Source organism: Streptomyces sp. 11x1, assembly GCF_032598905.1.
GTDB lineage: Bacteria > Actinomycetota > Actinomycetes > Streptomycetales > Streptomycetaceae > Streptomyces.
Genome location: NZ_CP122458.1, coordinates 3,584,240 through 3,604,589, shown reverse-complemented (window position 1 = coordinate 3,604,589; position 20,350 = coordinate 3,584,240). Strand labels below are relative to the sequence as shown.

General features: G+C 71.8%; 13 protein-coding genes. 8 read left to right on the top strand and 5 right to left on the bottom strand.

Going from position 1 to position 20,350, the window contains the following annotated elements:
* Nucleotides 1-188 precede the first annotated feature (188 nt).
* Nucleotides 189-518 (bottom strand): hypothetical protein, encoded by a 330-nt coding sequence (locus tag P8T65_RS47270; RefSeq protein ID WP_399098987.1) that lies wholly within the window; start codon nucleotides 516-518, stop codon nucleotides 189-191.
* A 171-nt stretch (nucleotides 519-689) separates the two neighbouring features.
* Here P8T65_RS47270 and P8T65_RS47265 point away from each other — a divergent pair, with 171 nt between their 5' ends.
* The 6 genes from P8T65_RS47265 (at nucleotide 690) to moeZ (ending at nucleotide 8,596) form a co-directional block, all read left to right on the top strand.
* Nucleotides 690-1,718, top strand: coding sequence for a DUF3152 domain-containing protein (locus P8T65_RS47265; protein WP_399098985.1), 1,029 nt, complete (start codon nucleotides 690-692; stop codon nucleotides 1,716-1,718).
* Nucleotides 1,719-1,933: 215 nt separating this feature from the next.
* Nucleotides 1,934-4,219, top strand: coding sequence for a DUF3492 domain-containing protein (locus tag P8T65_RS15530; RefSeq protein ID WP_316725960.1), 2,286 nt, complete (start codon nucleotides 1,934-1,936; stop codon nucleotides 4,217-4,219).
* A gap of 209 nt (nucleotides 4,220-4,428) precedes the next feature.
* A complete protein-coding gene (locus P8T65_RS15525) occupies nucleotides 4,429-5,460 on the top strand; it encodes a hypothetical protein (RefSeq protein WP_399103097.1) in 1,032 nt (343 codons plus the stop codon).
* Nucleotides 5,461-5,657: 197 nt separating this feature from the next.
* A complete protein-coding gene (locus P8T65_RS15520; RefSeq protein WP_316725958.1) occupies nucleotides 5,658-6,617 on the top strand; it encodes an NAD-dependent epimerase/dehydratase family protein in 960 nt (319 codons plus the stop codon).
* Nucleotides 6,605-7,354 (top strand): spherulation-specific family 4 protein, encoded by a 750-nt coding sequence (locus tag P8T65_RS15515; RefSeq protein ID WP_316725957.1) that lies wholly within the window; start codon nucleotides 6,605-6,607, stop codon nucleotides 7,352-7,354. The genes P8T65_RS15520 and P8T65_RS15515 overlap by 13 nt, the downstream gene beginning before the upstream one ends.
* A 63-nt stretch (nucleotides 7,355-7,417) precedes the next feature.
* Nucleotides 7,418-8,596, top strand: a complete 1,179-nt coding sequence (moeZ, locus tag P8T65_RS15510; protein WP_184899170.1) for an adenylyltransferase/sulfurtransferase MoeZ — start codon at nucleotides 7,418-7,420, stop codon at nucleotides 8,594-8,596.
* 119 nt (nucleotides 8,597-8,715) lie between these two features.
* On the opposite strand, the gene P8T65_RS15505 is transcribed toward moeZ, so the two are convergent.
* The 4 genes from P8T65_RS15505 to P8T65_RS15490 form a co-directional block, all read right to left on the bottom strand.
* Nucleotides 8,716-10,242 (bottom strand): alpha/beta hydrolase, encoded by a 1,527-nt coding sequence (locus P8T65_RS15505; protein ID WP_316725956.1) that lies wholly within the window; start codon nucleotides 10,240-10,242, stop codon nucleotides 8,716-8,718.
* 119 nt (nucleotides 10,243-10,361) lie between these two features.
* Nucleotides 10,362-11,912, bottom strand: a complete 1,551-nt coding sequence (locus tag P8T65_RS15500) for an alpha/beta fold hydrolase (protein WP_316725955.1) — start codon at nucleotides 11,910-11,912, stop codon at nucleotides 10,362-10,364.
* Between the two features lie 254 nt (nucleotides 11,913-12,166).
* The gene (locus P8T65_RS15495; protein WP_316725954.1) at nucleotides 12,167-13,258 is read right to left on the bottom strand and encodes an IS630 family transposase; all 1,092 of its coding nucleotides are present in this window, start codon (nucleotides 13,256-13,258) and stop codon (nucleotides 12,167-12,169) included.
* Nucleotides 13,259-13,291: 33 nt separating this feature from the next.
* On the bottom strand, nucleotides 13,292-16,099 hold the full coding sequence (locus P8T65_RS15490; protein WP_316725953.1) for a lysylphosphatidylglycerol synthase transmembrane domain-containing protein: 2,808 nt from the start codon (nucleotides 16,097-16,099) through the stop codon (nucleotides 13,292-13,294).
* 185 nt (nucleotides 16,100-16,284) lie between these two features.
* Between P8T65_RS15490 and P8T65_RS15485 the strand changes: the two genes are divergently transcribed.
* Nucleotides 16,285-16,650 carry an MGMT family protein gene (locus P8T65_RS15485; protein WP_308185924.1) on the top strand — a complete coding sequence of 122 codons (366 nt, stop codon included), beginning with the start codon at nucleotides 16,285-16,287 and terminating at the stop codon, nucleotides 16,648-16,650.
* A gap of 311 nt (nucleotides 16,651-16,961) precedes the next feature.
* Entirely contained in the window at nucleotides 16,962-20,348 is a 3,387-nt protein-coding gene (locus P8T65_RS15480; RefSeq protein WP_316725952.1) for an ATP-dependent DNA helicase, read from the top strand.
* Nucleotides 20,349-20,350 lie beyond the last annotated feature (2 nt).

Here is a 20,350-nt window from a genome sequence, read left to right as displayed (position 1 = left end):
GGGCGCCGAGAGGCGACACAAGTGATGTCGATATAAGGACAGCCGGGACGGCGACGTCCGCCGGGCCGGGCGACCGCGCGGCGGCGCCTCCGCGAGTGCCCGGCGCGGAGGAGCCCCGAGGCGCGCGGACCCGGGGCCCGGGGTACGGGTACGACACAACGTCGGGGCAAGGGCTTCCGGGGCAGGGTCTACCGGGTCAGGACAGGCCGGGATTCGGCGGTGGTGGGCCTGGGCAGCAGGGCGCGCCGCGGTTCGGTGGTGGTGCGCCCGGGCAGCAGGGGGTGCGTTTCGCCGGCGGCACGCCCGCGCACGACTTCCCGCGTCTGCCCGACGGCACACCGGCACACGGCGTACCGCGATACGCGGACGGCACCCCGGCGCACGGTTTTCCTCGCCTCCCCGACGGCACGCCCGCGCACGGCTTCCCGCGTCTTTCGGACGGTGCCGAGGACGGCGGTCGTCCGTCGAGTCGTGGGGAGCACCCCGAGCAGCGTGAAGCGGGCGGGGGTTGGGGCCACTTGGGTGGTGGTCGGCGCGGGCCGGGTGTCGGACACGGCGTGGCGCAGGGGCCGCCCGCGGGGGCTCCGTATGGTGGGCCGGGCGAGGCGTCACCCCATGGCGCCCCGTACGGCGTGCCTCCGGAGGGTTCGGGCCGTCGTATCCCCATTCCCCGGCAGCGGCAGGAGACCATGCCCCCCGGTGGCCCCCGCCAGGCTTATCTGGACGCCTTCGACGAGGTCGACGACGTCTTCGCACCCGGCCGGACCCATCGTGGCGCGCCGGGTGCCGACGACGGCTGGGCCGAGACGGCTCCGCAGGAGCAACCGCCGCGCGGGCGGTCGCCGCAAGAGCCGCCGCACGAGCGGCCGCCGGGCGACGGGACCGGGGCCGCGGGGACGGCGAAGGGTGGCAAGGGGCGGGCGTTCACCGGGATCGCGGCGGCCGCGGTCACCACCGTGCTCGTGGTCGTCGTGGGCGGGCAGATGGCCGTCGGGGAGGACGACACCGTCACTCGGCAGCCGCAGGCCGCTGACGCAGGCGACCGTGCCGTGCGCGACGCCTCGCGCAGCGACAACCGGCCCACCCCTCCTGTTTCTCCCAGCCCGACCGCGACCCCGCTGTCGTACGACCAGAAGATGGACAAGAAGTACCCGCTTGCCGCGGATCTGGAGGGCGGCGGAAAGTTCGAGGCGGTCAGGGGCCTCGACAAGGCGCCGGGGACGGGACAGAAGTACCGCTACCGGGTCGACGTCGAGAAGGGCCTGGGACTCGAAGCGGAGCTGTTCGCCGAGGCCGTCCAGAAGACCCTGAACGACGACCGCAGTTGGGCCCACGGCGGCGGCCGTACGTTCGAGCGGATCTCCTCGGGGGCCCCCGACTTCGTGATCACGCTCGCGAGCCCGGGTACCACCGCGATCTGGTGCGCCAAGTCGGGCCTCGACACCACCGTGGACAACGTGTCCTGCGACTCGGCCGCCACCGAGCGCGTGATGATCAACGCGTACCGCTGGGCGCAGGGCGCTGAGACGTACGGCGACGAGATGCGCGCGTACCGACAGATGTTGATCAATCACGAGATCGGTCACCGTCTCGGCTACGACCATGAGACCTGCGACAAGAACGGCGAACTCGCGCCGGTCATGCAGCAGCAGAGCAAGTTCCTGACCTTCGGCGGGATCACATGCAAGGCCAATCCCTGGCCCTACCCGGGGAGTTGACGGGTCACTCCGTGTCGTCGTTCGACGCGGAGTGACCAAGTGATCTCTTAGCGCGACAAAACGCGTACCGCTAGCGAAAGTTACGACCGTTCACCCCTTTTGGTGGCGTGATGGACAACCGTCCGTCGCGCCACCGCCTTGTCCGCATACGTTCGTCCCGCTGCGGGCCGCCGGGCGAACGGCGGCTCCTCAAACGGGAGATCGGGGGTGCACGCGTGCGCATCGGACTGCTTACGGAGGGTGGCTATCCGTATGTGAGCGGTGACGCCAGGCTCTGGTGCGACCGACTCGTACGTGGGCTGGAGCGACACGAGTTCGACGTCTACGCGCTCAGCCGGAGCGAGCGGCAGGAGGACGAGGGCTGGATCCCGCTGCCGCCACAGGTCCGCCGGGTCCGCACGGCCCCGCTGTGGACGGCCGAGGACGACGGGATCGTCCATGGCCGACGCGCGCGAAGGCGCTTCGCTGAGGCGTACGGGGAGCTGGTGGCGGCTGTCTGTTCGGGGGGAGCCGGCGGAGCGGGCGGGGTCGGAACTGCGGGCGGGATCGGAGGTGTGACCGGAACGGTCCTCGAAGGGGCGGTCGCGAAGGGCCTCGACGGTCCCGCCGTGGATGGTCTCGATGGTGCGGCCGGTGCTGAGGCGGACCGTTTCGGCAACGCGCTGTACGGGCTTGCCGAACTGGCCCGGGACGAGGGCGGACTCGTCGGCGCGCTGCGTTCCGAGGCCGCCGTCCGCACGCTGGAGCGCGCCTGTCGCGCGCCGGGCGCACTGCGAGGGGCGCGCGAGGCTCGCGTCCCGGATCTGCTGACGGTCGCCTCGCATCTCGAACGCGCCCTGCGCCCCCTCTCGCTCGACTGGTACGAGGACGACGGGCTCGGCGCCGTCGACCTGTGCCATGCGGCGGCGGGCGGGTCGGCCGCGCTGCCCGGACTGTTGGCCCGTCACTTCCACGGGGTGCCGCTCCTGGTCACCGAGTACGGCGTGCCGCTACGGGCGCACTACCTCGGGACCTCGGGAGAGGCGCCGGTACGCGCGCTCCTCGCGGCCTTCCACCGGCGGCTGACGGCGGAGGTGTACCGGCGGGCCGCCTGCCTCACCCCCGGCAACACCCATGCCCGCCGCTGGCAGGAGCGCTGCGGCGCCGACCGAGCCAAGATCCGTACGGTCTACCCCGGCATGGACGCCGCCCGCTTCGCCGAGGTGGGCGAGTCGCCGGAGTGCGCGGACCCCCACACGCTGGTGTGGGTGGGCCGCATCGAGCCCGCCAAGGACCTGATCTCGCTGCTGCATGCCTTCGCCGAGGTCCGGCGGGCCGAGCCGAGGGCGCGGCTCAGGATCGTCGGAGCGGCCGCGGGGGCCGAGGCCACCGCCTATCTGGGCCACTGCAAGGTCCTCGCCGCGCAGCTCTTCCCCGACGAGGCGGACGGTGTCCACGCGGTTGGCGACCACCCCGTCTCCTTCGAGGAGATCGGTGACCCGGCCGTTCCCGACCTGGCCGAGGCGTACGGTGCCGGGGCGGTGGTCGTGCTGTCGAGTGTGGTCGAGGGCTTCCCGATCAGTCTGGTCGAGACCATGTTCTGCGGTCGGCCCACCGTCTCCACCGACGTGGGGGCGGTCGTGGAGGTCATCGGCGGCACCGGGCTCGTCGTCCCCCCGCGCAATCCGCGGGCGCTCGCCGAAGCGTGCGTGGCGCTCCTGCGTGAACCCGAGCGCCGTGCGCGCCTGGGCGCGGCCGCCCGCGCCCGTGCTCTCGAACTCTTCACGGTGGAGCAGAACGTCGCGGCATTTCGTGGCATCTACCTGGAGATCGTCTCCCACGCCCCCGTGCACAGGATCGTCCTCGACGACACCGGTGGACCACTGCCCTTCGGGTCCCCTGCCGAGTCCCACGTCCCCGGCCGCTGGACCGAGTCCCGCCCGATGGCGGGTGGCCTCGGGGGTGCGGGAGTGGCTGGGGTCGCGGGAGTCGCCGGGGTCGTTGGGGTTGCCGGCGGGGCGGGGGTTTCGGCGGCCGCGGCGGCGGGCGCCGGTGCGGTGGGGCCGGGCGGGGGTGCCGTCGGAAGGCCACGGTGGGCGGTTGGCTCGCCCGTGCGGGCTACGACGTCGGGCCGGGACGTGCTGTCCGGGCGGGACGGGATGCCTGGGCGGAGCCGGGCGCCGGGGCCGGACGCGGCGTTGCTGACGGGCGGGACTTCGGCTGCTGGGACCACGGCCTCGGCGGCGGCCACGGCCTCGGCGGCGACCACGGCCTCGGCGGCGGCCACGGCCTCGGCGGCGGCCACGGCCTCGGCGGCGGCCACGGCCTCGGCTGCGACCACGGAGCCGGCAGCGGCCACGGGTTCGGCCCCGCGCACGGCTCAGGCGGCAGCGGCAGCGGCAGCGGCGGCCACGTCGGCTGCGGGCTCGGTGCGGGCTGTCGAGGAGCCTTCGGCTGTCACCGCCGAGGAGTCGGTCCCCGCCGTCGGGGAGCCGGTGCCCGCGGGGGAGGGGGCGCGATGAGCGAGCTGCGGCTGGACGGACTGGACGGGCTGGACGGGTGCGATGCGAAGCTCCCGCCGGAGGCCGTGACTTCGGGCGACCCCCTGGCCTCGCGGGACCTCGTCGCCCCGCCCGGTCCTGCGCTCCGGGTGGACGACGACCTTGCCCCGCCCGAGGCCGCACCCCGGTCAGCTCCCCGGCGCGGTGCCGTGGACCCCGTGAAGGCCCTGATGCACCGGCACCGGGAACTCTGCGAGCGGGCGGTCGACCCCTTGGAGATCGCCGCCGGGCTGGAGGCCCACGGGGTGACCGACCGAACGGCAGCCCGCTTCCGGCACCGCGACGTGTTCTCGCTCGCCGAGGAGATGTATGCACGTGTGTCGCGCGACGGGGAGGAACCCACGGAGCGGGAGCCGGTGCCGAGCGCGCCCGGCGCACGCCGTGGCTGGGCCGTGTTCGCCCTCTTGCCGGGCGCCCTGTGCGCGGCGGGCGTCGCCGGAGTGCGGCTCACCGACGGCCAACCCCGTCTCGTGGCCGCGGCCCTCGGCGCCCTCGCGGTGGCGCTCGGCCTCCGTGCGGCACTCGACCGGGGTCCACTGCGCGCACCGTCCGGCACCGCGGGCCGCACCCGCACCTGGACGTGCTGGCTCATCGCCTATGCCCTTCTCGGCGACGGCCTGCTCACCGCCGGACTCACAGGCGGGCCCCACGGCCTCTGGCCCCTGGCCGTCGCCCCCGTACTCGCGCTCGCCCTGTCCTGCGCTCCCGCCGTCTGGTGCGCCCACCTCCTCTCCGCACGGGCCCGCCGCAAACTCAGCAACAGCCGCGGCCTCGCGGAGTTCGCGGAGTCCATGAAGCCCCTGATCCTCGGTGTGTCCGCACTCCACCTCGGTGCCCTGGCTGCCCTGCTGGCGCTGTGCGGGGCGGTCCTGGACGAGCCCACCGAGTACGCGGGCGCCGCCGCCCTCGGGGCGCTCCTGCTGCTCGCGCGTCTCCTCATCGCTCACGGCTTCTCCCAGGCCCCGGTGGTCGCCCTCCGCGCAGCCGCGCTGGCCGAGGCGGTCGCGCTGGGCACGGTCTTCGCGAGCCACCTGCCCGGCTGCTCCTTCCTGGCCGCCCCCGTCGAGACGATCGCCCGCGCCTGGGGTCCCGCGGCCGTACCCGCGCTCGTGTGCGGCGCCGTCGCGCTCACCCTGCTCGTCCACGCCACCCGCACGCTCACCCGGGCCTCGGCCCACGCCCTGCCCCCCGGGGCGACCTGACGCCCTCGGGCTTCGCACCACGGCCATACACCGCCACGCGAAGTCCGAGCCCGATCGACGCACGGGGCTTCCGTCCCGGACGTCCCTTCCCGCGGGGCCGACACTGCGGGCCACCTCAGCACCCCCGGCACCACCCCATAAGGAGAACGCCAGATGATCACCACCCGAACCGGAGAGCCCGCCCCGGGAGCCGCCCGATGAGGGTCCTGCTGATCGGAGCCAACGGATACCTCGGCCGCTTCGTCGCCGAACGTCTGCTCGCCGACCCGGCCGTCCAACTCACCGCGCTCGGCCGCGGCGACGACGCCGACGTACGGTTCGACCTCGCCACCGGCAGCCCCGGCGCGCTCACCCGCTTCCTGGACGCCGTCCACCCCGGAGTGGTCGTCAACTGCGCGGGCGCCACCCGGGGCGGCGCCCGCGAACTCACCCGGCACAACACCGTCGCCGTCGCCACCGTCTGCGAGGCCCTGCGCCGCAGCGGCTGCGGGGCACGTCTGGTGCAGCTCGGCTGCGGCGCGGAGTACGGTCCCAGCCAGCCCGGGTCCTCCACCGCCGAGGACGCCGTGCCCCGCCCCGGCGGCCCCTACGGTGTGAGCAAGCTCGCCGCCACCGAACTCGTCCTCGGCTCCGGCCTGGACGCCGTGGTCCTGCGGGTCTTCTCACCCGCCGGCCCCGGCACGCCCGCCGGCTCCCCGCTCGGCCGTCTCGCCGAAGCCATGCGCCGCGCCATGCAGTCCGGCGACGGCGAACTCAAACTCGGCGGCCTCGGCGTCCAGCGCGACTTCGTCGACGTACGCGATGTCGCCCGCGCCGTCCACGCCGCCTCGCTCTCCGCCGCCCAAGGCGTGATCAACATCGGCTCGGGCCGCGCCGTGCGCCTCCGTGACGCCGCGGCCGTCCTCGCCCGCGTCGCCGGCTACGGGGGAGCCCTCCACGAACTGGACGCCCCGCCCAACCCCCTCAGGTCGACCATCGGCCACCCCCGCCCCGAGCCCGACCACACCGTGCCCGTCTCCTACCCCTACCCGGACGGCTGCGGCAGCTGGCAGCAGGCCGATGTGCGCACCGCCCGCGACCGGCTCGGCTGGCGGCCCCGCATCAACCTGGAGGAGTCCCTCGCCGACATCTGGATGGAGGCGGCATGCCGTATCTGACCCCCGCCCCCTCGGGCATCGCCCGCACCGGCTTAAGCCAGGGCATCGGCGTCCCCGGCTATGCCCACCCCCTCGTCGCTCCACTGGAATGGGGCGAACTCACCCGCCCCGGCACCCCCTTGCACTGGGTTGCCCTCGACGTCTCCGACGGCCCCGGCACCCGTCCCGACCGGCACTGTCTGGAGGCCGCCGGACGGTTGCGGAACGCGGGCGTCCAGGTCCTCGGCCGGGTGGACATGACTTTCGGGGCGCGCGCCTTCGCCGAGATCGCCGCCGACGCCCGCCGCTATCTCGACTGGTACCTCGTCGACGGCTTCCTCCTGGACCGCTGTCCCACCGAGCGCGGCTCCCTCGCCGAGACCGGCCGCGCGGTCACCACACTCCGTGCCCTCCTCGGCGGCGGCCACGTCGTCCTCGGCCATGGCACCCATCCGCATCCCGGGTATGTCGAGATCGCCGACCAACTGGTGACCTTCGCCGGCCCCTGGAGCGACTACCGGTGGTCGCAGGTGGCCGAATGGACCGCCGACCATCCCCCCGAGCGCTTCTGCCACTTCGTCCACGGCGTCCCGCGCGGCCACCTCGACGAGGCGCTGCGGATCGCCCGCTGGCAGGGTGCCGCCACGATCTACGTCACGGACCGCACCGACCGCCACGGGAGGATCGACCCCTGGGAGACGATGCCCGGCTACTGGGACGAAGTCGTCTCGCTGATTGGGACGGGTGTCTCGGAATGAAAAAGGGCGTGGCAGTGTTACGGGGAGAACAACTGTAGTGATTGACCGACCAACGGAGTCCCCGTGTCGCTGCCACCCCTGGTCGAGCCCGCTTCCGAGCTCACCGTAGACGAGGTCCGCAGGTACTCCCGCCACCTGATCATCCCCGATGTCGGGATGGACGGGCAGAAGCGGCTGAAGAACGCCAAGGTGCTCTGTGTAGGCGCCGGCGGCCTGGGCTCGCCGGCGCTGATGTACTTGGCCGCGGCGGGCGTCGGGACGCTCGGCATCGTGGAGTTCGACGAGGTCGACGAGTCGAACCTGCAGCGCCAGATCATCCACAGCCAGGCCGACATCGGCCGCTCCAAGGCCGAGTCCGCCCGTGACTCCGTCCTCGGCATCAACCCGTACGTGAACGTGATCCTCCACGAAGAGCGGCTCGAGGCCGAGAACGTGATGGACATCTTCAGCCAGTACGACCTGATCGTCGACGGGACGGACAACTTCGCGACCCGCTACCTGGTCAACGACGCGGCCGTGCTGCTGAACAAGCCGTACGTGTGGGGCTCGATCTACCGCTTCGACGGCCAGGCCTCCGTCTTCTGGGCCGAGCACGGCCCCTGCTACCGCTGCCTCTACCCGGAACCCCCGCCGCCCGGCATGGTTCCCTCCTGCGCCGAGGGCGGCGTCCTGGGCGTGCTGTGCGCGTCCATCGGCTCCATCCAGGTCAACGAGGCCATCAAGCTCCTCGCGGGCATCGGCGAGCCGCTGGTCGGCCGCCTGATGATCTACGACGCCCTGGAGATGCAGTACCGCCAGGTCAAGGTCCGCAAGGACCCCAACTGCGCCGTCTGCGGCGAGAACCCCACCGTCACCGAGCTCATCGACTACGAGGCCTTCTGCGGCGTCGTCTCCGAGGAGGCCCAGGAGGCGGCCGCCGGCTCGACGATCACTCCCAAGCAGCTCAAGGAGTGGATCGACGACGGCGAGAACATCGAGATCATCGACGTCCGCGAGATCAACGAGTACGAGATCGTCTCCATTCCGGGCGCCAAGCTGATCCCGAAGAACGAGTTCCTCATGGGCACCGCCCTGGAGGCCCTCCCGCAGGACAAGAAGATCGTCCTGCACTGCAAGACGGGTGTCCGCAGTGCGGAAGTCCTCGCGGTCCTGAAGTCGGCCGGTTTCGCCGACGCGGTCCACGTCGGCGGTGGCGTGATCGGCTGGGTCAACCAGATCGAGCCCAGCAAGCCGGTCTACTAGCCGAACCCGAACAGGCCGGTTCACCGGACGAACGCCTTTCAGGGAGGGGCTCGGCACCACGGGTGCCGGGCCCCTTCGCGCTGCCCACCGGACAGCCGCAGGCCGGTGGCCGCACCGGTCTACTCGCAGACCTTGCCGTCCTTGGGCACCCTGCCGTCCAGCAGATACGCGTTCACCGTCGAGTCGACACAGCTGCTGCCGCTGCCGTACGCGCCATGACCCTCGCCCTTCCAGGTGAGCATCACACCGACGCCCTCGCCCAGCTCCCCGGCCATCTTCCGCGCGCCCTCGTAGGGTGTCGCCGGATCCCCGGTGTTGCCCACCACGAGGACGGGGTCGGCTCCGGGGGCGCTCACCTCCGGTGAGTCCGTGAGACCGGGTACCGGCCAGTCGTGGCACCAGCCCGCCGTGTCCCAGCCCAGGAACTCGCCGAACACGGGAGAGATCTTCCGGAACTCGGGCAGCAGCTTCTTCGTCTCCTCCGGAGTCGGCCGCTGCTTCTGGTCCAAGCACGATATGACCCGTTGGGAGTGGGTCGTCGTGCCGTAGTGGCCCGACGGGTCCCGCTCGTTGTACCCGTCGGCCAGCGCCAGCAGCTCGGTGCCGTCGCTGTCCTCCGCGGCGTCGAGCGCGCTGGTCAGTGTGGGCCAGCTCTGCTCGCTGTAGAGCGGCAGGACGATCCCGGTGGTCGCCAGCGTCTGGGTGAGCTCGCGGCCGGACGTCGTCGCCAGCGGCTCGGCGTCGATGCGCTCCAGCAGCTTCCCGATCTTCCGGGTGCCTGCCTCGGGGTCCTGGCCGGTGGACTTCAGGTAGTTGTCGAGGGCGCGCTGGAAGCCCAGGGCCTGGTTCTTCGCGTGGCCCACCGTGTCGGCGGTCGGGTCGACCACCGCGTCCAGGACCAGGCGTCCGACCTTCTCGGGGAACAGATGGGCGTAGACGCCGCCGAGTTCGGTGCCGTAGGAGATGCCGAAGTAGTGCATCTTCTCGTCGCCGAGGACCTGGCGCATGAGGTCCATGTCGCGGGCGGTCTCGGTGGTGGAGACGTGCGACAGCAGTGTGCCCGCGGCCTTCTCGCAGCCCGCGCCGAAGTCGGCCGCGTCCTCGAAGAAGGCGGTCTCCTCGGTCGCGTCGTCCGGTGTGGCGTCCACCGACTCGCCCGCCTGGATCTCCTTGTCGCTGCGGCAGCGCACCCCCTCGCTCCGGGCCACTCCGCGCGGGTCCCAGCTCACCAGGTCGTACCGCTTGTGCAGTTCGCTCGTCACTCCGGCGTACGACGGGAGCATGGAGACACCGGAGCCGCCCGGTCCGCCGAAGTTGAACAGGAGGGAGCCGACCCGCTCGTCGGCGTCGCCGGTCGCCTTGCTGCGGATCAGCGCGAGCCCGATCCTCGCGCCGTCCGGTTCGGCGTGGTCCAGCGGCACCTTCAGCGTCGCGCACTGCCACTCGTCGCCCGGCGCCGCCCCCTCCGACGTCGCCTCGCAGCGCCCCCAGTCGAGTTCCTCGGGCGCGAACGCGGACGCCGGTGCGGATGCGGAGGCCTTGCCGTCCTCCTTCTCGTCGTCGGCTCCGTCGTCCGTGCCGCCGCTGCATCCTGCGACCAGCAGCACGGCTGCGGCCAGGGCCACCCCCCGTGGAAAACGCGCCATGAGCACTTCCCCCCTCTCGCTCCACCGCCCGACGGTTGTCCCGAATGACGGTCATGCCATGGTATGCGGACCGCCCGGAATGCCGAGACGGCCTGTGGATAACGTTCTGACCTGCATGTTCACGAGCAGACGGTGCCGTCTTTCGGTACCTTCCCCATCAGCAGGTAGCCGTCCACGGCCGTCTGGACGCAGGCATTGTCGCTGTTGTACGCGCCATGTCCCTGCCCTCGGTACGTCAGCCCCACTCCGACCCCCGGCCCGAGCGCCTCGACCATCCTCCGCGCGCCCTCGTACGGTGTGGCCGGGTCGCCCGTGTTGCCGATCACGACGATCGGCGCCGAGCCCGAGGCCCCGACATCGGGGTGGTCGGCCGCGCCGGCGACCGCCCAGTCGGTGCAGCTGAGCAGGGACCAGGCGAGCCACTCACCGAAGACGGGCGAGGCCGCCCGGAATTCGGTCAGTCTCGCCTCCACGTCCTCGGTGGTGTAGCGCGGCTTGTCGTCCGCGCAGTTGATGGAGACGTTCGCCGCGGAGATATTGCTGTACTCGCCGTTCTCGCTGCGCCCGTTCAACGAGTCGGACAGCAGCATCAGCACCTGGCCGTCCCCGTCGTACGCCTGTTCCAGACTCGCTGTCAGGTACTGCCAGAGATCCTGGGAGTAGAGGGTCTGGGCGATGCCGTTCCGCGCCTCGGTCTCGGTCAGGTCGCGCGGAAAGACCCCGGGGATCGGCTCTCTGTCGAGGTCGTCGAGCAGCTTGACGATCCGGGCCTCGACGTCCTGCTCGGTGTCACCCACCGGGCAGTCCGCCACCTGGGAGACACAGTCCCGGGCGTAGTTGTCGAGCGCCCGCTGGAAGCCCTTGGCCTGTCCGAGCGAGCCCTGCTCCGCGGTCTGGGTCGGGTCGACGACCGCGTCGAACACGGCACGTCCGACCTTCTCGGGGAACAGGTGCGCGTAGACGCCGCCGAGCTCGGTGCCGTACGAGAAGCCGAAGTAGTGGAGCTTGTCGTCGCCGAGGACCTGGCGCATGAGGTCCATGTCGCGGGCCGCGTCCGTGGTGGGGACGTGCGGGAGGGTCCTGCCGGAGTTCTCCTCACAGGCGGAGTTGAACGTCTTGGTGTTGTCGAGGAACTCCGTCCGCTCGGACGCGTCGTCCGGTGTCATGTCCTGCTGGAAGTACTCGTCGAGTGCCTCGTCGTCCTCGCACTGGATACCGGCGCTGCGTCCGACGCCGCGCGGGTCGAAGCTCACAAGGTCGTAGCGGGTACGCAGTTTCGCGTACTTCTCGCCGAACGAGGGGAGCGTCTTGACCCCCGAGAGGCCGGGGCCACCGAAGTTGAAGACGAGTGAGCCGATGCGCCGGCTCCCGGAGGCGCTGGACCGGACCCGGATCAGTGCGATGCCGATGGTGTCGCCGTCGGGCTCGTCCCAGTCGAGAGGCGCTTTCATGGTGGCGCACTGCCAGCCGTCGCCGTCCGGCAGCGGTGAGGGCGCGGTGCCACCGCCCTGGGACTCGGACGGCGCCTCGCAGGTCTTCCAGCTCAGCTTCTGCTTCGTCAGGTCCCCGTCGTCCCCCGGAGCGGCACCGCCGCAGCCCGCCGCCGTCACGGACAGCAGCACGGCGATGGCTGTCACGGCGACGGCACGCGGTCGGGGTGCGAGGGGCATGCCACCCATCCTGGAGGCGCCCCGAGCGATGCGCTCGGGACGCGGGCCGTGCGGGTGAGCCGAGAGGTGCCGCCACGCGCGCGTGGACGGCGTGCGGCGGACGAGACGCGCGCGCGGGCGTGGGCGCCCGACAGGGCCTAGAAGCGTCCTGAAGATCTTGAAAATGCGCCCGGCTTGCCCTACTTGATGGCGATTGACATTTACCGGCAATCCAGGGTGAGTCGGGCGGCCAGAGCAAGATCTTCAGCGGTCTCCTAGTGACCTGAGTCAGAGATTCTCTGGCAGTAGGTGGCGACTTTGTCGAGGATCTCGTCGGCGGTCTTCGTCCAGACGAAGGGGCGGGGGTTGTCGTTCCAACCGGCAATCCAGGACCGGATGTCGCGCTCGAGTGCCTGGACCGAGCGGTGGACACCGCGGCGGAGCTTCTTCGCTGTCAGCTCGCCGAACCATCGCTCCACCAGGTTCAGCCACGATGAGCCGGTGGGCGTGAAGTGCAGACGGAAACGGGGGTGTGCCACCAGCCACTTCTTGATCGCGGGTGTCTTGTGGGTGGCGTAGTTGTCCAGGATCAGATGCACCTCGAGGTCCGCAGGCACCTCCTTGTCGAGTTTGGCCAGGAACTTCTTGAACTCTGCGGCCCGGTGCCGGCGGTGCAGTGAACCGATCACCTTGCCGGTTGCCACCTCCAGTGCCGCAAAGAGCGTGGTGGTGCCGGCGCGGACGTAGTCGTGGCTGCGGCGTTCGGGCACCCCGGGCATCATCGGCAGCACCGGCTGTGAGCGGTCCAGGGCCTGGATCTGGGATTTCTCGTCCACGCACAGCACCAGTGCCTTCTCCGGCGGGTCGAGATACAGGCCCACCACGTCGCGGACCTTGTCGATGAACAGCGGATCCGTGGAGAGCTTGAACGTCTGCGAGCGGTGCGGGGCCAAGGCGAACGCCCGCCAGATCCGCGAGATCGCCGACTGCGACATGCCGGTGGCCGCGGCCATCGACCGGGTTGACCAGTGGGTGGCGTTGGCCGGCTTCTCCTCCAGGGTCTTGACGATCACCCGCTCGACATCGGCATCGGTGATCTTCCTCGGGACACCGGGCCTCGGCTCGTCGCACAGGCCGTCCAGGCCGTGGTCAAGGAACCGCCTTCGCCAGGTGCGGACCGTGTCCGGAGCGGCCTTCAGCCGTCGTGACACCTCCATGATCGAGTGCCCCTCGGCGCACTCCAGCACGATCCGGGATCGCTGAGCCAGAGCTTGCGCGGTCGACCGGCGACGCACCCACCCCTCAAGCACCTCACGCTGGGCATCGGTCAACGACAACGGCGGGATCTTCGGGCCAGGACGACTCATACCGAACCAACGACGAACCTCTGACTCAGGTCACTAGAGCGCGCCCTTGCGTGACAGCTGGTTGAAGGCCAGCCATCCCGGCAGCACGGGCAGCCACAGGGTCAGCAGACGGAAGAGCAGTACGGCCGGCGCGGCGACCTCCTTGGGGAGGCCGACGGCGATCAGACCGACCGTCAGGGTGGCCTCCACGGCACCCACACCGCCCGGGGTCGGGGCCGCCGAACCGAGCGCGTTGCCCGCGAGGAAGACGACCGCGACGCTGGCGATGCTGATCGACACGTCCTCGTTGCCGAACGCGCGGATCGAGGCGTCCAGGCACATCACGAAGCAGCCCGTGAGGAGCAGCATGCCGCCGATGCCGGTGACCAGCTTCTGCGGCCGCTGCAGCACGTCGAGCATGCGCGGCACGACACCGGCGAAGAGCGACCGCACGCGCGTCACGACGAACTTGCGCAGGAACGGGATGGACGTCACCACCAGCACAAGCACCGCGACCGTCAACAGGCCCGCGATGACGGTGCGGGACGGCGACAGGGACGGCGTCTTCTCGGTACCGGTCAGATAGCCGAAGGCCAGCAGCATCAGGATGTGGCAGCCGAGTCCGAAGAGCTGCGACGCGCCGACGCTCGCCACCGCGAGCCCCGGCCGCACCCCCGCGCGCTGCAGGAAGCGTGTGTTCAGTGCCACACCGCCGACCGCGGCCGGCGCCACGATCTTCACGAACGATCCGGCGACCTGCGCCCCGATCGTCCGCAGGAACGGCACCCGCTCCGGCACGAAGCCCAGCAGGCTCATCGCCGCCGCGACATAGCTCAGCGCGGAGAAGAACACCGCGGCGGCGACCCAACCCCACTCGGCGTTCTCGATGAGCGGTCCGAACTCGATGTGGGTGAGCTGGGTCAGCAGGAAGTACGCGCCGATCGCACCGGCGATGAGGCTGATCAGCGTGCGCGGCTTGACCCGCTCCAGCCGGGCCGGTTCGACCGGTGCCTGGGGCCTGATGAGCAGTACCTGGTGGCGGATCTGGGTGAGCAGGTCCTCCTCGCGGGCCCCTTCCAGGGCCTCGTCGATCGCCCGCTTCTCGGCCCGCTGCTCGGCCCGTACAGCCTTCTTGTCGGCCTTGCCCGGCTCGGCGGCCCTGCTGTGCTCCTCCGCACGGGCCTGCTTGGCCAGGTGGGACGCCTCCAGGACCGCCTCGCGCTCGCGTTCGGCGCGCTCCCTGGCGAGCCTGCGCAGCGTCGCGCGCGTGGAGCGCGACAGGGCGATGGGCTGGAGCATCGGCAGACAGTTGGCCACCGCGTCGGGGCCGAGCACGCTGACCGCCGAGGCCACCGCGCGTTCGGCGCCCACCCGCAGGCCCAGAGTCGTCAGCAATTGGGAGACGTCCATGCGAAGGACCAGGTCGCCCGCCGCGATCTCGCCGACGCGCAGATCGGTGAGGATCACCGTGCCGGAACGATCCACCAGAATCGCGTCACCCACGAGCCTGCGGTGCGCGATCCGCCGCGACTGCAGTGCTTTCACCTGGTGCCAGGTGTCCGACATCAGCTCGTCGGTGACCTCGTCGTCCGCCAGGGAGTCCAGGGTGCGTCCGCCGGTGTGCTCGTAGACGAGCATCACGGCGTCCGGTCCGAGCTCGGAGGTGGCGATCAGCTTCGGCGCGTTGGCGCCGGCCGCGATGGCCGCGTACGCGAGGAGGGCCTCCTGCTCCAGGGCCTGGCGCAGCGACTGGAGGCTGCGGCGGGTGGTGATGCCGCGCAGGGTCAGACGCCGCCAGACGCGGTAGAAGAACCCCTGGGCCTGCTGCTCCCGGTCCACGACGGTGACGTCCAGGGGTGGGCCGTCCTCCAGCGTCACGAAGTACCGGCGGCCCCGGTCCCCGCCCTCAGCCGTCTCCGGGATCTCCTCACGGGCCGCGCTCACGGGCTTGAATCCGACCCGCCTGAGGCCGGCCATCAGCGTCCGGCCGGTCGGGCGGACGTTGGGGGAGCCGACCGCGTACAGCGTTCCGTAGGCGACGGTCCAGCCGATCAGCACCGTCAGGATGATCGAGAACGGTGTGGTGTAGCCCGTGACCAGCATCGAGAACGCGTCCAGCAGGAGCACGATCCACAGCACGGCCCGCCAGCGGGGTCTGCGTGACATGCCGACGGCGGTCATGTACGCGATGACCGGCGCGAGGTAGCCGTGCACGGGGTCCGTGAGCGCGTGGATGTCGCCGGGGGAGGGCTGGGTGAGCGCCTCCTGGATCGAGTCCGGGGCGGCCCTGGCGACCCACAGGTCGGTTGCCAGCGTCACTCCGTGCGCCAGCACCGCCGCGAGCACGCCGTCGGCGATGCGCAGCCCGTCCCGCTTGATCAGCCGTTCGATCGCGAACGCGACCGGTACGAGCAGGATCGCGATGCTCGATCCCAGGCCGGCGAGCTTGATCAGAAGATCGGGCGCCTGCCCCGTGCCCTTGTTGATGTCCTGTTCGAGTCCGGAGGTGGTGCCGTGGGCGAAGGCGGCGATCGCCAGCAGGACGATGACCCCGAGGATGCCCACTGACAGCCGCATGAGGTCGGAGGGACGGTGCACGCGCGCGGGGAGCAGTGGTTCGTCGCCCTCGACCTCCTCGGCGTGCGCCTCGTCGAGGTCGTCCTCGTCCTGCCCGTCCCGCTGCTTCTCGTCCTCTTCCTCGTGCGCCGAGGGGGACTTCTTCTCGAAGGAGGGAGGGGTGGTGCCGGAGGCCTTCTCCGAGACGTCGTCGGTGCCCTCGGCGCCCCCCTCGGAGGCATTCGGGCGCGACGAGGCGTCAGAGGTGCCCGACGCGTCATCGGGATGCACGCTCTGCTGCTTCATCGTCTCTTCTTGGTCTCGTATCACCAGTCACCGCCCGCACGATGGTGGCATGCCGGGTGGGCACACAGGGGCATCAGGGTGCAATGCGGGGGCGCACAGTCTGCCCGAAGCCCGCCCCCGGAGCGAGGGACGCACGCCCTGGCCACCACGTCCCATTGTCGGTGGGGTGGGGCAGGATGGGGCGGATGAGCGAGGAGAGCCTTCCGGCGGACGCCCTGCCGGAGTACGCGGAGCGGGTCCTCGAGGTCGCCGACCTGATCCCGCCGGGGCGGGTCATGACATACGGGGACGTCGCCGAATGGCTGGGGGAGGGCGGTCCGCGCCAGGTGGGCCGCGTCATGGCCCTCTACGGGGGCGCGGCTCCCTGGTGGCGTGTCGTCCGCGCCGACGGAGTCCTGCTGCCCGGCCATGAACTGAGAGCCCTGGACCACTACCGCGCGGAGGCGACCCCCCTGCGCGAGGCGAGCCGAGCCTCCGAGGGCCATGTCCCGCGCGTCGACATGAGACGGGCACGCTGGGACGGCGGTGGAGGCACGGAGGGTCACACCTGACAGCTTCCGCCATCCGACGGACCTCGGTGCGACCTCTGGCCCGTACGGGGGACGCGTGGCACGTCGGTGCCATGCCGTACGTTCGTGGGGCGAGGGACGCATGTGCCGCGCGCGTCGGGAGGGCTTAAGGGGAAGCCCTGCTTCCGCACCACCCGTCGGCGTAGCGTCGGCTGCGCGTGCCCCTCTCACCCCGCGGCCACCCTCCTCGCCGAGCGGCACGCCGCACACCCGATTCCCGACCACCACACCTCGACACCGGCGCACCGCGTCGACAGTGACACCCCGCACACCCACCAGGACCGGCGAACCACGTGAGCTCCTCTTTCTCCACCAGGCGCCTGTCGCACACCCAGGTGCGACAGGGGAGCCGTGGCGCTTACCGACTGGTGCGTACCCCACCGGCCCGGACGGACCCCCCTCGTCTGGACGCCGAGCAGCGCGGCGTGGTTGACCACGAGCGGGGGCCTCTGCTCGTTCTCGCAGGTCCGGGCACCGGCAAGACGACCACGCTCGTCGAGTCGGTGGCGGCCCGCATCGCTCGCGGGGGCGACCCGGCGCGCGTGCTGGTCCTCACCTTCAGCCGCAAGGCCGCCGTGGAACTGCGCGACCGCATGGCGCTGCGCCTGGGCGCCACGCGCGCCCCCCAGGCCACCACCTTCCACTCCTTCTGCTACGCGCTGGTCCGCGCCCACCAAAACAGCGACCTGTTCGTCGAGCCCCTGCGGCTGCTGTCCGGCCCGGAACAGGATGTGGCGGTCCGGGAACTCCTGGCGGGCCAGCCCGACCTCGAACGCCTCGGCCTCGCGCACGTGCGCTGGCCGGACGAACTGCGCGCCTGCCTGACCACACGCGGCTTCGCCGACGAGGTCCGCGCGGTCCTCGCCCGCAGCCGCGAACTGGGCCTGGCCCCAGACGACCTGCGCGCCTTCGCCACGCGCATCGGCCGCCCGGACTGGCTCGCGGCCTCCGCCTTCCTCGCCGAGTACCTCGACGTCCTCGACCTCCAGGGCGTGCTCGACTACGCGGAACTGGTCCATCGCGCGGTGCTCCTGGCCGGCCGCCCCGACGTCGCCCGGCGGCTTTCCGCCCAGTACGACGCGGTCTACGTCGACGAGTACCAGGACACGGACCCCGCGCAGGTACGGCTGCTGCGGACCCTCGCCGGAGGCGGCCGCACCCTGGTCGCCTTCGGCGATCCCGACCAGTCCATCTACACCTTCCGGGGCGCCGACGTGAACGGCATCCTGGAGTTCCCGCAGGCCTTCCCGCGCGCGGACGGCAGCCGGGCACCGGTCGCGGTCCTCAGGAATTCCCGCCGCTCGGGAGCGAGCCTGCTCGGCGCCACCCGCCTGCTCACCCAGCGCATGCCGCTCACCCGCCTCCCCGCCGAGAAGGTACGCGCCCACCGCGAGCTGAGGCCCGTACGGGACGGAGGAAGCGTCGAGGTCTACACGTACCCGACGCCGGGCACCGAACTGGACAACATCGCGGACATCCTCCGCCGGGCCCATCTGGAGGACGGCGTCCCCTGGAGCGAAATGGCCGTCCTGGTGCGCGCCGGCGCCCGCACGATCCCCTCGATCCGGCGCACCCTCACCGCCGCGGGCGTTCCCCTGGAGATCGACGGCGACGACCTGCCCCTGCGCCACGAACCGGCCGTACAGCCCCTGCTGACGGCGTTGCGAGCGGTGGCGCGGGCGGAGCTGGGGGAGACGACGGCCGTGACGGGCTCGGCAGAGGAGGCCGACGAGTCACCCGAGGTGTCCGAACCGGCGGATCCGTCCGGGCGGTCCCACCCGTCCGACGCGCAGCCCTGCTGGCTCGACACCGAAACCGCCCTCGACCTCCTCGCCTCCCCCTTGGCGGGTATGGACACCGCCGATCTGCGGCGCTTGGGCCGCGCGTTGCGCGAGGAGGAGCGAGCCGGCGGCAACCCCGTACCGCCGCCGTCGGACGAACTGCTGGCACGCGCGCTGGCGGAGCCGGAACGGCTGGTGGCACACGATCCGGTGTACGCGAGGGGCGCGCAGCGCCTCGGCGCGCTGCTGCGAAAGGCCCGTGAAGGCCTCGCGGGCGGCGGAACGGCCGAGGAGGCGCTGTGGGAGCTGTGGGACGGCACGCCGTGGCCCCGGCGCCTGGAGCGCGCCGCCCGGCGCGGTGGCACGGCCGGGCGCAACGCGGACCGTGACCTGGACGCCGTGTGCGCGCTGTTCGCCACTGTGGCACGCGCGGAGGAGCGCACCGGCGGCCTGGGCGCCCTCAACTTCCTGGCGGAGATCGAGGCCGAGGACATCGCTGCCGACACGCTGACCGGGCGGGCCGTCCGCCCCGCCGCCGTACGCCTGATGACCGCGCACCGCGCCAAGGGGTTGCAGTGGCGCCTGGTTGTCGTCGCGGGTGTCCAGGAGGGGCTCTGGCCGGACCTCCGGCGCCGCGGTTCGCTCCTGGAGGCCGACCGCATCGGGCGCGACGGTCTCGCCGAACCGCTCACGCCGGGCGCCCTCCTCGCCGAGGAACGCCGTCTGTTCTACGTGGCCGCCACGCGCGCGCGTGAACGCCTCGTCGTCACCGCGGTGAAAGCCCCCGCCGACGACGGCGACCAGCCCTCCCGTTTCCTCACCGAACTGGGGGTCGAGCCGAAGGACGTCACAGGCCGTCCCCGCCGCCCGCTGTCCGTGGCCGCTCTCGTCGCCGAGCTGCGCGCCACCACGGTGGACCCGCGCGTTTCCGAGACGCTCCGCGAGGCGGCCGCCCTGCGGCTGGCCCGGCTGGCCGCGCTGAGCGACGAGGACGGCCGTCCGCTCGTGCCGTCGGCGCATCCCCACCGCTGGTGGGGCATGTTCGAGCCGACCGAGAGCAAGGTGCCGCTCAGGAACCGTGACCAGCCCGTCGTGCTGTCCGGCAGCGCCCTCGATCAGCTCGCCAACACCTGCGCCCTGCAGTGGTTCCTGGGTCGTGAGGTGAAGGCCGACGCGCCCGCGACCGCCGCCCAGGGGTTCGGCAACGTCATCCACGTGCTCGCCGACGAGGTCGCCTCCGGGCGCACCCCGGCCGACCTCGACGTCCTCATGGAACGCCTCGACTCCGTGTGGAACGCGCTCGCCTTCGACGCACCCTGGAAGTCGGACCAGGAGAAGCAGCACGCGCGCGTGGCGCTCGAACGCTTCCTGCAGTGGCATGTCATGGACCGAGCGGGGCGGGCCCCGGTGGCCAGCGAGCACGACTTCGACGTCACCCTCGAAGCGGGCGACTACGAGGTGCGCATCCGGGGCTCCATGGACCGCGTCGAGACCGACACCGAGGGCCGCGCCTACGTCGTCGACTTCAAGACCGGCAAGCAGTCCGTGAGTTCCGCCGAGGTGAGCCGCCACCCCCAGCTCGCCGTGTACCAGCTCGCGGTCCGCGAGGGAGCTGTCGACGAGCCCTTCGGTGGCGTACGCCCCGAACCGGGCGGCGCCGAACTCGTCCAGCTGCGGCAGGGGGCCGCCAAGAAGAACGGTGGCGAGAGCGTCCCCAAGGTGCAGGCGCAGGGCCCCGTCGAGGGCGCGGAAGGGGAGTGGGTGGCGGACCTCCTGGCGACCGCCGCGGGCAAGGTCCTGGACGAGCGTTTCTCCCCGACCGCCGGACAACACTGTGCACACTGTGCTTTCCGGGCATCGTGCAGCGCGCGCCCCGAGGGTCGTCACGTGGTCGAGTGACC

Bases quoted from the DNA above. Each gene is read 5' to 3' on its own strand.
- P8T65_RS47265 (WP_399098985.1), top strand. From the start codon at position 690: ATGCCCCCCGGTGGCCCCCGCCAGGCTTATCTGGACGCCTTCGACGAG.
- P8T65_RS15525 (WP_399103097.1), top strand. From the start codon at position 4,429: ATGCACCGGCACCGGGAACTCTGCGAGCGGGCGGTCGACCCCTTGGAG.
- P8T65_RS15520 (WP_316725958.1), top strand. From the start codon at position 5,658: ATGAGGGTCCTGCTGATCGGAGCCAACGGATACCTCGGCCGCTTCGTC.
- P8T65_RS15515 (WP_316725957.1), top strand. From the start codon at position 6,605: ATGCCGTATCTGACCCCCGCCCCCTCGGGCATCGCCCGCACCGGCTTA.
- P8T65_RS15505 (WP_316725956.1), bottom strand. From the start codon at position 10,242: ATGGCGCGTTTTCCACGGGGGGTGGCCCTGGCCGCAGCCGTGCTGCTG.
- P8T65_RS15500 (WP_316725955.1), bottom strand. From the start codon at position 11,912: ATGCCCCTCGCACCCCGACCGCGTGCCGTCGCCGTGACAGCCATCGCC.
- P8T65_RS15495 (WP_316725954.1), bottom strand. From the start codon at position 13,258: ATGAGTCGTCCTGGCCCGAAGATCCCGCCGTTGTCGTTGACCGATGCC.
- P8T65_RS15490 (WP_316725953.1), bottom strand. From the start codon at position 16,099: ATGAAGCAGCAGAGCGTGCATCCCGATGACGCGTCGGGCACCTCTGAC.
- P8T65_RS15485 (WP_308185924.1), top strand. From the start codon at position 16,285: ATGAGCGAGGAGAGCCTTCCGGCGGACGCCCTGCCGGAGTACGCGGAG.